General features: G+C 42.3%; 13 protein-coding genes. 8 read left to right on the top strand and 5 right to left on the bottom strand.

What is annotated here, in order from left to right; genetic code table 11:
• Positions 1-6 precede the first annotated feature (6 nt).
• The 3 genes from queD to K1X66_02030 are packed head-to-tail and all read right to left on the bottom strand — an operon-like array spanning position 7 to position 2,494.
• Complete coding sequence (gene queD / locus K1X66_02040; protein MBX7157156.1) at positions 7-369, bottom strand: 6-carboxytetrahydropterin synthase QueD; 363 nt, start codon at positions 367-369, stop codon at positions 7-9.
• Positions 370-398: 29 nt separating this feature from the next.
• On the bottom strand, positions 399-1,454 hold the full coding sequence (locus K1X66_02035; GenBank protein ID MBX7157155.1) for a hypothetical protein: 1,056 nt from the start codon (positions 1,452-1,454) through the stop codon (positions 399-401).
• A complete protein-coding gene (locus K1X66_02030) occupies positions 1,451-2,494 on the bottom strand; it encodes a hypothetical protein (protein ID MBX7157154.1) in 1,044 nt (347 codons plus the stop codon). The genes K1X66_02035 and K1X66_02030 overlap by 4 nt, the downstream gene beginning before the upstream one ends.
• 54 nt (positions 2,495-2,548) lie before the next feature.
• Here K1X66_02030 and K1X66_02025 point away from each other — a divergent pair, with 54 nt between their 5' ends.
• The 8 genes from K1X66_02025 to K1X66_01990 all read left to right on the top strand — a co-directional run bounded on the left by K1X66_02025 (position 2,549) and on the right by K1X66_01990 (position 12,329).
• Complete coding sequence (locus tag K1X66_02025) at positions 2,549-2,914, top strand: polymer-forming cytoskeletal protein (protein MBX7157153.1); 366 nt, start codon at positions 2,549-2,551, stop codon at positions 2,912-2,914.
• On the top strand, positions 2,914-3,471 hold the full coding sequence (locus K1X66_02020; protein ID MBX7157152.1) for a hypothetical protein: 558 nt from the start codon (positions 2,914-2,916) through the stop codon (positions 3,469-3,471). Before K1X66_02025 ends, K1X66_02020 begins: the two co-directional genes overlap by 1 nt.
• Before the next feature lie 76 nt (positions 3,472-3,547).
• Positions 3,548-4,486 carry an ATP-binding cassette domain-containing protein gene (locus tag K1X66_02015; GenBank protein ID MBX7157151.1) on the top strand — a complete coding sequence of 313 codons (939 nt, stop codon included), beginning with the start codon at positions 3,548-3,550 and terminating at the stop codon, positions 4,484-4,486.
• A complete protein-coding gene (locus K1X66_02010) occupies positions 4,483-5,238 on the top strand; it encodes an ABC transporter permease (GenBank protein ID MBX7157150.1) in 756 nt (251 codons plus the stop codon). The genes K1X66_02015 and K1X66_02010 overlap by 4 nt, the downstream gene beginning before the upstream one ends.
• 6 nt (positions 5,239-5,244) lie before the next feature.
• On the top strand, positions 5,245-6,705 hold the full coding sequence (locus tag K1X66_02005) for a GldG family protein (protein ID MBX7157149.1): 1,461 nt from the start codon (positions 5,245-5,247) through the stop codon (positions 6,703-6,705).
• Between the two features lie 13 nt (positions 6,706-6,718).
• A complete protein-coding gene (locus tag K1X66_02000) occupies positions 6,719-8,518 on the top strand; it encodes a DUF4340 domain-containing protein (GenBank protein MBX7157148.1) in 1,800 nt (599 codons plus the stop codon).
• A gap of 4 nt (positions 8,519-8,522) precedes the next feature.
• The gene (locus tag K1X66_01995; GenBank protein ID MBX7157147.1) at positions 8,523-10,895 is read left to right on the top strand and encodes an AsmA-like C-terminal region-containing protein; all 2,373 of its coding nucleotides are present in this window, start codon (positions 8,523-8,525) and stop codon (positions 10,893-10,895) included.
• Positions 10,896-10,976: 81 nt separating this feature from the next.
• Complete coding sequence (locus K1X66_01990) at positions 10,977-12,329, top strand: hypothetical protein (protein MBX7157146.1); 1,353 nt, start codon at positions 10,977-10,979, stop codon at positions 12,327-12,329.
• Here K1X66_01990 and K1X66_01985 read toward each other — a convergent pair.
• On the bottom strand, positions 12,326-14,023 hold the full coding sequence (locus K1X66_01985; protein MBX7157145.1) for a hypothetical protein: 1,698 nt from the start codon (positions 14,021-14,023) through the stop codon (positions 12,326-12,328). The genes K1X66_01990 and K1X66_01985 overlap by 4 nt on opposite strands.
• A complete protein-coding gene (locus tag K1X66_01980; GenBank protein ID MBX7157144.1) occupies positions 14,023-14,445 on the bottom strand; it encodes a DUF1844 domain-containing protein in 423 nt (140 codons plus the stop codon). The genes K1X66_01985 and K1X66_01980 overlap by 1 nt, the downstream gene beginning before the upstream one ends.
• Positions 14,446-14,448: the final 3 nt, after the last annotated feature.

Raw genomic sequence — 14,448 nt, 5'->3', positions numbered from 1 at the left:
AGTGAATTAGTCTCCACGATAAATGCACCAGGCGCGAGGTGTTTCTTGTAATTTAATTTCGCTAAGACCAGGGAGTTGGGGGTGGAGTTTGTCCCATAACCATTTGACGATGGTTTCCAGTGTGGGATTTTCCAAGCCAGGGATATCATTCAAATAGGCGTGATCCAATTTTTCAAGAAGTGGCTGGATGGCCTGGCTGATTTTAGCGTGGTCGTAAAGAAGATGAGTTTTTGGATCAACTTCGCCCGTAACAGAAATTTCTACGGTGAAACTGTGACCATGCAATTTTTGGCATTTATGATCGCCTGGAAAATTGGGCAAAGATTGTGCTGCTTCAAAATCAAATTTTTTAACCAACGTAATTTTCATCAAGGGAAGGCTTTACCATAAATTCGGTTTCATTCAATCGTTTCCCATGTAACCAGTTCGCTGAGGGCGCCAAAACCATCCTGTTTCCAAAAAAGTGAGGGAAACTGCATTTGGCCAATGGGACAAAATCGGGTGGCACCGCAATCGAAGGGTTGAACTCGTGACATGCTAACAGTCGACAGATAGGGGCGGATGGGGGATAAAAGTTTTGTGACGTGAGCTAGATTTCGGGCTGGTTTAAGATAAAGCACGCGATGGAGGCAGAAAGTTTTGAGATTGGAGTTTTTTTCAATGATCAACGTTGTGTTAAGATCATCAGTCGGCGTGAAGATTTTATTTTTATGCAAAAGCGCTTCCTGGCGTGTGAGAAAAATCTGTGCTTTTTGTTGCGAAGTTAGGGCAGGAAGAGAAAATTTTTTGAAATTTTTTTTAATGGTTTGAGCAAGTAAGTGAGCAAATTGATTGGTATTGCCCAACACATAAAAGAGGTGAGGAGATAAACAGCCCTCTTGGTTGTAGGTGAGGAAGTCGATGGTAACTTTTTTGGCGGTTGAAAGATTAACGTCTTGAGAAAAAATAATGCCGCAGCTAAGTTTATGGCCGTAACCCACGAAACGTTTTTTCTTTTTTTCTCTTAGAACGCGTTTGTGAAAAGTTTCTAGGGTAGAGTCGTTACCGTAAACAATAACTGCATCAGCTTTCCGAATTGTGGCATCGGAAACGGTTTGAATAAAATGCAAGTTTTGAATAAAACGATTTTTCAGAAAAAGCTGGGCAATTTTTTTAATTTCTTGTTGATAGGGTGATGTGGGAGGTTTGAGATAAACAGTTTTGACCTGGAGTAAAGCGAGTCGTGTAAGCGCTTGCCAAACCGCAACGGACAAGTTGCCGGCGCAAATGAGTAAAACAGTTTTTGGAGCGTGAGCTCGAAGTTTAACTTTTTTGCTTATGCGACACGGCTGAGATAGAATATCAGCGTGACCCAATTCTAGTTTGATGAGTTGGGACAAAGTTTTTTCGTTAGCATCGGGCCACACGCGATGTTGGTTAAGGAATTTGGCCAATTTTTTTAATAAAGGTTTCATGTTAATAAATCCTCCGCAGTGAGAGAGCAGCCACGCATTTCGGGTGAGATACGACCGAGTAATTCAAGTCGGTTGCCATGTTGGATGCCTAAGTCTTGGGTTTGAATGGCAAGACAGCTTTGCGTGTTGGCGAGATCGATTAATTCGATAATTCCCGAATTGCCAGGAGTTGCGGGTTGTTGGGTCTCAGGATTTAAAATGCGAAAACGCATCCAGGGGGGGAATTGATGATAACCCGTAGCGCCACACGCGTAAGCTTGGGAAAAAAGTTCGGTCATGCCATATTCATTATAGATAGCTTTGTCTGGCACTTGAAATTGTTTACGAAGCGCTTGGTAAAATTTTTTTTTGTTAATATTTCGTGTTTTGCCTTTGAATCCGCCAGTTTCCATAATTATCGAGCCTTTGGGGAGAGAAAATTTTTTATCTAATAAAGAAGCAAAAGCAAAAGCCGTGCCCGCAAGAAAAATGGGCGTTTGAGATGTTTTCACAATTTTAGTCAAGCTTGCGATATCAAGATGGTTTTGGGAAATGAGAAAGCGACTGGATGTAGTTCCAAAAGTGCGTTTCCAGTTTTGAAACATATAGGAAAGTGACGAGTGATTGGTTTCTTGAGGCGATTCCTTCAAAAAGAGAAAAAGAACTTTCTTTTTTAAATCGAAATGTTTTTGAAACGTGAAACGAAAGCCGGCTGCTGAAGCCAGATGATAAAGAGCAAGATCTTTAAAATAATGTCTACCCTTTCGCACTGAAGTAGTGCCACTGGTTTCAAAATAATTTTTTGCTTCGGGTTTAGGAAAAACAGTCAGCCAAGTTTTAGCCTGTTTGAATGCAGTCTGAGGCATGGCTGGAATTTGGTGCCAATGAAAAACTGTGTGTGAAGTTTGATTCAATTGCCGGCAATATTTGCGATAGCCGGGGTTGTGACGATAATGGAAATGAAAAAGTTCCAACGCCAGCTCATCAAAAAGCCGCGGATCTGCAGCATTCGTTGAGCGAATGAATAGTCTTACTTTTTGGGTTAGAATGCTAAGTGACATGATCAATACGTAGACTTGCGAATTGGGAAGGAGATCTCTAAATGGTGTAAAACGATGAAAAAGCAAGCACAAGCTAATATGGAAGTCTCGGTGACGGTGCGCGGGGAGTTGGTGTCGGCTGGGAATATTAAGATTTTGCATGGAGGCGAGATTATTGGTGTGGTGTCGGGCAAAGAAGTAGTGGTGGAGGGAGTGGTGAAAGGAAAAATTTTGGGGAAGGAAAAGGTGGAGGTTACGCCTGAGGGCAGGGTGGAGGGTGATGTGGAAACAGCGGTTTTGACGGTTTCGCGCGGGGCGCATTATCGTGGACGTTGTCGTGTAGGTCAGGTGTTAGGCGATGAGCAGGAAGAAAAGGTCGAGTCAGCGGTTTTGCCTAAGGCGGCGGAATCAGTGGGACGACGTTGGTTTTGGCAAAAGTGATGAGTGACGAGTTATCTATCATGGATCAGTTGGGCGTTTCGCAAGTGGGTTGTTTTGCGTGTGGCGCGATGCATGAGTTGGCGTCGGATGTGATTACATTGAATTGTTATCAATGTGGCAAGCCGATAGATTTAAGTTCTTACAAGATTGAAAGTTTATATAATCGCCGAATTCAGACACATGGAGAGGTGTTTATTACGGCTCGAGGTAAATATCAGGCATCGAATCTAACGGCGGGACGTTTGGTGGTGGAAGGGATTTTGGAGGCGCCTTATGAGTGCCGAGAGTTGGCTTTGGGTAAGGTGGCACATTTGGCAGTGGCGGGTAAGGCGGATCGCGTGGTGATTTTACCAGGAGCGCGGCTGCGATTTTCCGATTTTGCGCATTATATTACCACCACGCAAATTCGTGTGGAGGGATATTTGGAGGTGGAGCTTTTGAAATTTAACGGTGAGGTGATTGTGGGTGAGGGAGGAAGTTTGTCGGGCAATTTGGAGGTGGAGAGTTTGATGGTGGAAAAGGGTGGTAATTTTGAGGGTAAATTGTCGGTGGGTTAAATTTTGAATTTTTTACAAGAAGAAGTCGTCTTGACAGAGAGCATTCTAAAGCTAGTGGATTAGGAAACGCATGATGATGATTGAAGTTAAAAATTTGATAAAACGTTATGCGGGGCTAGAAGCGGTAAAAGGAATTTCGTTTGAGGTGGCTCAAGGCGAGATTGTGGGTTTTTTAGGCCCGAACGGGGCAGGTAAAAGCACGACGATGCGAATTTTGGCTGGGTTTTTACCAGCTACGGCAGGGACGGTGCGTGTGGCTGGGTTCGATATTTTTCAAAACTCGATTGAGGTGCGGCGGCGTGTGGGTTATATGCCGGAGATTGTGCCGCTTTATACGGAGATGACGGTGAATGAGTTTTTGAATTATCGCGCGCGTTTGAAGGGGGTGAGAGGGAAAAGGGTAAGTGAGCGTATCGATTATGTGAAAGAGGTGTGCGATTTGAAAGAGGCGCAGAATCGGATTATTGGCACCTTATCGAAGGGGTTTCGTCAACGTGTGGCGCTGGCGGATGCGATTGTGCATGATCCGGATTTGTTGATTTTGGATGAGCCAACGATTGGGTTGGATCCGAATCAAATTCGGCAGGTTCGCGAGTTGATTAAATCGTTAGGACAAAAACATACGGTTCTTATTTCGACTCATATTTTGCCGGAAGTGGAGATGACATGTCAGCGCGTGTTGATCATTAATAAAGGCAGGATTGAAGCATCGGACAGTCCGGATAATTTGACGCGTCGCGTGCGGAGCGGCGGTGGGATGAAGTTGGAGGTGCGAGCGGCTCAGGAAATGGTGCGTCAGGTTTTGTCTACTTGGGATGTGCTTGAGGAGGTGGTAATTTCTTCCTTGGAGGATGGATGGTTGCAGGTAGAGGCTTTTCCCAAGCGTGGAGATGATTTAAGGGAAAAACTTTTTCAGTGTGTAGCAAAGGAAGGTTGGGGTTTGCGCGAGCTAACGCGACATCGCGCGACGTTGGAAGATGTTTTTGTGGAATTGACCCATGAGGATAAGCTATGAATTTTCGAACAATTGGGATTATTTTCAGGCGAGAATTGCAGGCTTTTTTTCTTTCGCCGATTGCTTATGTAGTAGCTTTTTTTTGGCTTTTGTTAACGGGTTTTTCATTTTATTTCGCGATCGCAATTTTGAATAAGGAGCCCAGTGAATATACGGTGATGCAGGTTTTTTTTGGGATTTTTTTTATTTGGTTGGCCCAGGTGATGATGGTGCCGATTTTAACCATGCGAACTTTTTCTGAAGAATATCGTTTGGGAACTTTTGAAGGGTTGATGACGGCGCCAGTGCGCGATTGGGAAGTGGTGCTGGGCAAATTTTTGGCGGTTTTGATTTTTTATTTAATTTTGTGGTCACCTACAGCGCTTTATCCTTTTCTTTTTAAGTTGGTAACTTTTTCAACAACGCCTTTAACAGCAGGTCCGGTGTGGTGCAGTTATTTAGTGGTCTTACTTATGGGGATGTTTTACGTGGCGATTGGGTTGTTGGCTTCTTCATTGACGCGCAATCAAATTATTGCAGCAGTGATTGCTTTTGCGACGATTGCGCTTTTCTTTTTCACCGGCTTTTTGATTTATTTTAATATTCCTTTTACGTTACGGGAGTTGGTGGGTTATTTGTCAGCTTATGATCATATGGAGCAGTTTAGTAAAGGGTTAGTGAATACGAAGGTATTGGTCTTTTATTTGAGTATGACTGTCATGACGCTTTTAATAACGCAAAAGGTGATTGAAAGTCGGCGTTGGAAAGGTTGAAAAATAGTGAATAAAAAACCCTCGCGAATTACGATTGCAAGCAGTGTCGTGTTGACATTGATTTTTGCTGGAGTGTTAGTGACAGCAATTAATTATTTGTCTTATCGTCATTACCGAACGTTTGATTTTTCGGATTCGCAATATTTTACTCTTTCCGAGAAAACGATAAATTTTTTGCAACATTTGGAAGAGCCGGTGACGATTTATTTATTTTTTAATCCAGAGAATCCGCTTTACAGTCGTGTAGAACCCTTGTTGCGTCGTTATCAGGATGAGGGCGGTAGTAAGGTGATTTACGAGTTGATTGATCCTTATCGTGATGCGGTGAAAGCGCAAACGTTGAGTGCGAAATATCGTTTGGGCGAACAAGATAATGTGGTGATTTTGGATTACCAAGGGCGCAGTAAATTTGTGGATGCGAGTGAGATGGCGGAAATGGAGACGCCATCGCCTTTTGGAGATCAAACCGAGCGCGTGAAATCGTTTAAAGCGGAGGAGGCGATTACCTCTGCGCTGGTGAGCTTGGTGCAAGAAAAGCCTTCGAAAATTTATTTTACGGCGGGTCATGGAGAAGGTGATGTGACTTCATCTGATCCCAAGATCGGTTTTTCTGAATTAAATTTGCGTGTGGAACGCGAGAATATAGTAACGACGAATTTAAATTTGCTATTAAACCCTGTTTTGCCAGATGATGCGGATGCGATTGTGATTGCGGGTCCGACGACTGCATTTCAAGAAGATGAAGTGGCTGTGTTGCGCGATTATTTAAAGCGTAATGGAAAGTTGTTATTGCTTTTGGAGCCTGGAGTCAAAACGGGTTTAGAACTGTTGCTGGAAGAATATGGGGTAATTGTGGACAATGATTATGTGGTGGGCATTGTGAATGTGTTGGGCGCGCAACGATTATTGGGTTCGGTGCCGGTGGAGGATTATGGAAACCATCCGATTGTGGAAAAGATGAAATCGGTAACCACGGTGTTAAATAGTGTTTGTTCGGTGCGCGCTAAGCTGGATGAAACGGATTCGGAAAAAAATAATGTGGTGGAATTATTAAAATCGCCCGCGGCTTTTTGGGGTGAGACCGATTTTAAGCAGGAGTCGGTAAGTTTTGAGGAAGCTAAAGATTATAAGGGGCCGTTAAGTTTGGCTGTAGCGGTTGATACAGGAAAAGTTGGCGAAGAAAAAGTGGACTTGAGTGGAGCGCGTTTGGTTGTGATTGGTTCAACGAGCAGTTTTTCCAATCAGCAATTAGTTAGTTTGCCTGGGGTTTTGGATCTTTTTCTTAATTCCATGAATTGGTTGTTAAAGAAAAATAATTTAATTGGTATTTCGCCAAAAACAGCGAAGGAGTTTAGTCTAGGTTTGACGGACTCTCAATTAATGAGTTTGGCTTTGATCATCGGTTTTGCATTGCCGGTGAGCGTGTTATTAATTGGATTTGGCGTTTGGTGGAGGCGTCGCCGTTAAATGAATCGCGTTAATGAATTTTAGAACACCTTTATTGTTGGCTTGCCTTTGTTTAGGAGTAGCCGTTTTTATTTTTTTCGGCGAGCGCCATTGGCAATCGACAACGGATCGACAAATTCACGCTAAGCGGCTTTTTGATATTGTTCCGGATCAAGTGGATCGTATTACCATTCGTCATCCGCAAGAAGATGTGAGATTGGAAAAAGTGAAAGGAAAATGGCGGTTGAAGGAGCCAATCCAATATCCTGCCGATGAAGAAGAGGTGAAAGGTTTTTTGAGCGATTTGGAATATTTGGAATCGGTGGAAGTTTTTCCTGTCAAAAATCCAGAAAAAGATTTGGAGCGTTACGGGTTGAAAAAACCCAGGTTTGTATTGCGCGCTAACTGGGGAGAGGATCAGATTGAGCTGCGCGTGGGAAATGAGACGGCATTGACCAATGTGGTGTATGTTCAAATCCAAAAAGGGAAACCGGAAGTTAGCGTAATTTCTCGTGATTTGGTGGATAAGTTGGCGCGAAGTCATCAAGCTTGGCGTGATCATCAAGTGTTGGATTTTGAACCGGCTCGAGTGACGAAAGTGATTTTACGCGATACGATGCAAGAAATTGAGTTGCAGAAAAATAAAAAGGGTTGGGACATTATGCGACCTCTTTATGCGAGAGCTTCGGCTCAGGAGATGCAAAATTTGTTGCAAGCTTTGCAGAATTTAAGAGTGAAAAATTTTGTTGCGGAGGATAATAGTAATAATTTGTTACAAGGATTGAATGATCCCGCTGTGCGTGTTCAGCTTTTTTATGATGATAAGAAAGAGCGGGTAGCTGCTTTGCAATTAGGGAAAAATGATCCTAATGATCCGACTGCGGTTTTTGCTAAGCGAAGCGGCAGTAAATCGGTGTTTACCATAGAGACTAATGGGTTGGAGGTATTGAATTTGTCGACAGAAAATTATCGCGATCGCAAGTTGGCGCGTTTTGCGCCGGAGGCTGTGTCACGAATTAAAATTTATCATCAGGACGCTCTTTTTCAGCAAGCTATGGAAACTAATGGAGCTTGGCAATGGAGTGATGCTACGGCTTCTTGGCATTTGGCTAATGATCAAGCTATTCAGAGGTTTTTGATGAGGCTGAGTGCTTTGGAGGTTTTTCATTTTATTTCTGATACCAGTATGGATTTGGAGCGTTACGGGTTGCAATCGCCGCAGACAAAAATTGAACTTTCTTTCCGTTCTTTGCAGGATTCATCCATTCCACCCCAATTGATTACTTTTGCATTTGGTCACACTGATCTTCAAGAGACGTTTGCTCGATTGGAACAAGAACCATTTGTGGTTTCTGTGTTGCCGCAACATCTTGATTTTCTTGCTTTAAAACCTTGGGATTGGAAAGGGTTGATCGTTACGCAGCAGGACCCGAAAAAGGTGACGCATTTGGAAGTGAAACAAGGCGATCAAGTTTTTTCTTTGCAACGCAATCAGGAAAATTGGTCAAGTGCTACAGGAGAAAAAGTAGACGATGTGGGAGCTGATGCGGTTGTGGGTTTGTTATCGCAATTACATGTGAAGCAATGGTTGGGACCGGATTATATGAGTGGAGGCGCTGCAGATTATGAATTGAGTTGGAGTGGAGCGGAAGATCGGAAATTAAAATTGTGGCAGCGAGAAGGCAGAACCATTGGATTTTTAGAGGGAGTGAGCAATGATTTTTTTGAATTGGAAACGGGTGATGCCACTTTGCTCATGCAGCCATTGATCATCAGCGCTTCTTCCAATATTTTGAGCGCAAACTCTAACGTCGTAGAGACGGGCCATCCTTAAACTTATGCGTGATCAAGTGAGTTTGGCGCATCGAATGGCGTCTTTTTTTCTGCGTTGGGTAGTGATTTTGGTAGCGTTGGCTTTTATTGGGTTTTGGCTTGTTTTGTTGGGAGTGCGTCTTTTCGGTGTGCCACAATCGTTGCAGGTAAAGTTAAAAGAGGAGTTTAATAAGCGCAATCTTCGGTTGGATTACCAGAAACTTTATTTGGATAGTCGCGGTAATTTTGTGGTGCGCCAGGTTGATCTTTATTCAAAAAAAGATTTTTCGGTGCCTCTTCTTGAAATGAGCCGACTGCGTTTGAAGGTGGAATGGTTTTCTTGGTGGCGTGGAGAATCGTTTCTTAACGGCGTAGAGATTCGAGGTGCGGATGTGGCATTTCCTTTAAATGCTAAGCAGAAAATTCTTTTGCATGATGCTGATGCCAAAGTGCAGCTTCACAATCAGGAGATTCAAATTGATTCTTTTCAAGCTGATCTTTTAAACATGCGAATTGATGTGGAAGGTCAGTTGCCCTTGGCTAGTTTATTGAAAAAAAATGATAAGAATTTAGCGCAGCCTTTTTTAATGGAAAAGTTAGCTGAGGTTTGGAAGCAGGTTAAAAATTGGAGTGGAGAGATTAATAGTCGATCTCCGATTGAGATTCATGTGAAATTAAATCCTGATCAAGTCGATAAAGCGATTCGTTATGAAGTGGTTTTGGAGGGGCGACAAGTCCGGTGGCATGAGTTGGCGTTGGCTTATCTTCACGTTAATCTTTTGGTGGATGGCAAAGGGTTAGAGATGCCTTCTTTTTATTGTAAAATTTCTGATGGTCTTATCCGTAGCAAGGCTAGTGTGTCATGGGCCGCGCAGCAAGGCTGGTTGGAAATTAATTCTTCGGCTAATCCCGCTTTTTTAGCAGCATGGTTGCCAGAAAATTGGCGAGAACGATTAAAGGATATGACATTTGAAGAGCTGCCCGTAACGCAGGTGAGAGCTGATTTTTCTTGGAAAGAGGGTTTTCATTATAAGTTAACTTCGGATTTGGATTGGAGAAATATCGCTTGCAATGGGTCGATGATAAAACGTTTGCAAGTGCCGGTGGCTTTGGAAAAGGGAAGATTTTTTGTTCCTGAAGCGATTTTGGAGTTGGACGAAGAAAAGGAAAAAATTAACGCAAAACTAATATACGAAAAATCGGCTTCGCGTTTGGAAGGGGCTATTGTTGGAAAACTGGATCCCACACGATTAAAGGGTTTTTTCCCGACAAATTTTTTACCTTTTTTTAATTCTTGCCAATTTTCAGAAGGAGCCGATTTGAATCTTTCCTTGCAGGGAACCGCTTTTCAAGCAGGGGCTTGGAGTTTGGTAGGCAATCTCTTTATTCAAGATGCGATTTATAAGGGGATTGCTTTACGGCAAATTGAAACTGGAGTAGCGACGGATTTACGATCGCTAGATTTAAATCGTGTTAAGCTGACAAGAAAAGAGGGAGTGGGGCAGGCGGCTAATGTGCATTACGATTTTTCTTCTAAAATAGTAACGTTGAAAGAAGCCACAACTCAGTTGCAAGTTCAGGAAATGGCGCATGTGTTCGGTGGAAATTTCGAAAAATATTGTGAGCCCTATCGTTTTGAAAAACCGCCACATGTCGAAGTCGATGGTGTAATTGATTTAGGTGGTGGGGAAAAAACTCAATTGGTAGCGCAAGCTGAAGGTGGGAAAATGACTTATCCCTTTTTGGGTGTGTTGGTTCCGCCCGATAGGGTGAGAGCGACTTTGCTTTTTAAGGGATTGGAACTTACGCTTTCGAATGTAGATTGTGATTTACACGGTGGCCGATTGCGAGGCGATGCGCTTTTTAATTTTGAAAAACCGCAAGCGGAGTTTGAAGCAAATATAGAAGCAAGCGACATGGATTTTGGTTTGGTGATGCAAAACTTTTTTCAAGCCACCAACGTTTCAGGCGCGATGGAGGGAAATTGCCGAATTCGCGGGAAAGTGGACGATTTAACTTCGCTGCGGGGTTCTGGAGAGGGAAAAGTGGAAGAGGGTTATTTGATGAGCATCCCTTTTTTGGGTGGTCTTTCGGATGTGTTAAATTCGGTGATTCCTGATTTTGGTTATGCCAAGGCGAAACAGGCGCGATGCACTTTTACTATTGATAATGGATTTGTAAGAACGGACGATTTACAGGTTAGCAGCTTGGCTTTTAGCCTGATTGGGAATGGTAATTATAATTTTGTGAAAGATGCATTGGATATGGATGCGCGTATTAATATCAAAGGGCCAGTTGGCCTTGTTTTATTTCCCGTCAGTAAGTTGTTTGAGTATCATGGAACCGGAACTTTGGATAAACCCATTTGGAAGCCTAAAATTTTAGGGGATGATCAATAGTCGAACACAACTTGGATGTGATTTTATCATTTTTTAAGGAAAATGATTGTATTTATTGTTCAGTAAAATAAATTCTTATTTATGTCTAATAACAAACACCATGATCGTTTGGGTGTGGCTTTGGCTTCTTACGAAAAAAAACCTAAGATTCACATTCTTAACGCTCAAAAAAAACCTGTAAATACTTTAACTATTGCCAATTTCATGGATGGCAGTGTGAAGGCATCTGTTCAAATTGGTTTCGAATTGGATGGCATAAAATATTTGTTCAATCAAAAAGCGGTTCAAGCTAAAGCCGATCAGCTTAGAAAGGCGGGAGTTGCTGAAAATGATCTTTTTCAAGAAATTCTTGATGATAAGACCATGTATAGAAAAATGCCCGAAAACTATTCAGAATTTTACGAGGTTAGGAACGGCATGATTTATAGTGCTGGCAAGTTTGAGCCATCGAAGTCTAATGATAAGTTTTACATTGAATATCAAGATTCGGATTTAGCAGGCCAAACGAGCATTGAAGTTGATGTTAGAACTAACAAAGATTCTGTGAAGGTTAAGCTTCATGCTGATCCGAAACGTCCCGGTGTTTTCATTTCAGATGAGTTAGTTTTAGCCCCCAATTCAACAGTTGATATGAATCCTAAAACGGATCAAACGATTGTGGCAGAAGCAGGAGATTCGGTGAGGGTTTCTTACCAAAAAGATCAACAAACTTATACCGCTTCAGCAAATGTGCCGGTAAAGAAAGTGCTTCCTCTCCAATTTATTATTTTAAAAGATGATCGAGGACGACCTATGGCTAGTGAAGTCGATGTGAGACGTCATTTAGAATGGGCACAGGAAGCGCTTAATTTGACTCATACGCAGATTCAAAATCTAGAAATTGTTTACTACCAGCCACCGGCTGATAGCGGTATTATTGTTGAAGATGGATTAAATGACATCGAAAGATTAATGATAGCGGATCGGACTAAAGAGTATGCGCCACAACCTGGAGTTCGTGTGTTTTTAACGGGTGATGACATTGGCACAAATGCTGCTGGTCAACCAGTCGAAGATCAGGCTTATAGCGAAAGAAAATTTGGAAATTTGCCGAATTATGATGTCGCTAACACTATTTTTATTCGAAAAGACACCGATCGATTAACGTTGGGACATGCCTTGGGTCACATTGTTTTCGGCGCATTAAATGAAAAAGATTATAACAAACTGAAATTTGATGAAGGTGGCCATAGTCCCGAGTTATTAGATCTTATGGTTTTAGGAACGGCTAAAGGTCGCAAAGACAACATGTTTCATCCCGGCCAATATCTTAATGATGCTGAGGTTAAAGCGTTTCAAAGTTCGCCAGTTTTAATCGATCCTCCAGCCAAGACTCAGGCTCCCCAAGCTGCTCCAGAATATCGTGATGGTTTTCGCTTGGTTCCAAAGCCTTAATTTGCAGCTGGTAAATATTCGTACAGTCGAAAAGGTTGGATAACCGCGCGCAATTTTAAAGCCGTAGGCACAGCTTTTACGGTATAAAGTCGCGCGGCTAAGGTGCTGGAGTATTGTTTCAATCGTTTGCCTTGTTTGTCTTCTTCTTCTGGGATGCCAAGAATTTTGAAGGATTGGCTTAAAACTTGTCGAGGATCGCCCACAACAATCCAGCGCACTTGGCGTTCTTTTAGGAATTTTTCGCTTTCGATCCAATTAACGCTCGTAAAAAATTTACTACTATCAATAATTCCGGACAAGCTTTCGTGGGAGCTGCTGGCGATAATCGGCGCGCCACTGTAATAAAGCAAAGCGGGTGATTGCCACCAGGGCGCTAAAACGCCTTCTGAAGTTTTAATTTCTTCAGCAATTTTTTTTAAATTTTGAAACTCGTATTGAGTTGAGGGGCGTGAATTGGTGTAAAAAATATAAGCAATCAAAGGTATCGAAAGAATCAAAGTGACGCCCCATTGCCAAAAATGTCCCGGTAAACGAAATAGAAGTGGAATAATGAATAGACTTGTAAAAACAGCTAGCAATCCGGACCAGCGCATTTGCCAAAAAGTTAAAACTAATAAAAAAAGTGTTATGATGCTACTGAGCCAAAAAATTTGTTTGTTTTCATAAGAATGATTGCGAATGGCGAAGTAAATCAAAACAGGTAAAGCCCATATCCACGCGCCAAACCAAAGGGTAAGACGAAAGGCATCCAAACGTTGCAGTTCACCAATTTGATGAAACCAACGTTGTAAAGTTTCGGGTTGAGTTGATAAGTTCTGCGTGAAAAAGTTGAAAAATGTAAAAAAGTTTTTTCCTTCAAATAAAAAAGCGATTCCAAGCATTATCACTAGGCTTAACCACCAAAAGGGGCGACTTACCAAGAAGTAAGATCTTTGTTGAATCAATCGAACTATTAAAAAAACTAAAAAAACAAGACCAGGTTCATACCACGATGTCCAAAGTGCTAGCCCCCAAAAAGCGCCAGCGACGATTTGTGTGCCGCGCGATAAGGAACGAGCCAGATTGGCTTCTAAGGTAATGGCGATTGTGAGACAGAAAATAATGAGGCTTTGGTGATCGGGGCGTCCAATATTTTGGGTCCAACTTAAAGCGGGAAACAGGCAATAAGCGAAAAGTGCAGCAACGCGCGCTTGGGTTGGCAGAAATAATTTGGTCCACCATAGCAAAAAAATTAAAAGTCCGATTCCTAATAAGGGTGAAATGAGCGCGCCAGCTAAATCTAAAGCATCTTTTCTTTGTAAAAGATCGAGAAATTTTCCTAAAAAAAGAATTAAATAATCAAGAGGCGCTGTGGCGTGAGAAGAGATGCCATAGGGATAATTTTCAAAGGCGTGAAAATGGATAAGGGGCCATGGTTGATCCCACAATAATTTAACACGAAACATGCGCGTGTAGCAGTCGGAGTCTAGAAAGAAAATGTCTCCGTTCATGAGCACTTGATCCGCTTTTTCTAAGCGAGCACTGAGACAGAGTAAAATTAAGAGTGGGAAAAAAACAAATTTTCCTAAAGAAGAGAAGAATTTACTTTCCATTGGTTGGGAGGGCGACGCTTCTGCGGAGCCTTTTGAATCTCTTGGCTCGCCGGGAGGCTCGCCCTCCCCAAGACGTCGAAAAATAATTTCAGATTGATTCACTAACCGTATTTTTTAGTAAATCGTTTTTTATTTTCTTCATCGCCGTCTTCGTCATCTTTTTTAGAGGATTCAGGGGATGCAATTTTGGTTTCGGAAACCGATGAGGAAGAGGGTGGAGAAGGTTGAGATGGAGCAGGGCTTCCTTTAGCAGTTTCCACAAAAACCAACCGAACATTGGCTAGTGCATTTTGTAAAACTTCACTTTCTTGAGAGGTGAGATTGCCTTGGGTTTTGGATTGAATCATTTCGAGTTGATCAATGAAAATGCGAGCTAATTCTAAATTAACTTGCGGCTGTCCGCCATCGGGCGTAGGAATGCGTCCTAGTAAAAAAAGAATATTTTGCGCATGCATTAAAACGAATTCAATAAATCGCGATTGCATTTCGCTCGATGAGGTAGGAGATTTTTGAACTTCAGCCATAAA

It is taken from the genome of Verrucomicrobiia bacterium, from assembly GCA_019694135.1.
Classification (GTDB): Bacteria; Verrucomicrobiota; Verrucomicrobiia; order JADLBR01; family JAIBCM01; genus JAIBCM01.
Note: the sequence above shows the minus strand (reverse complement) of the source record. Positions and strands in the feature narration are given on the sequence as shown.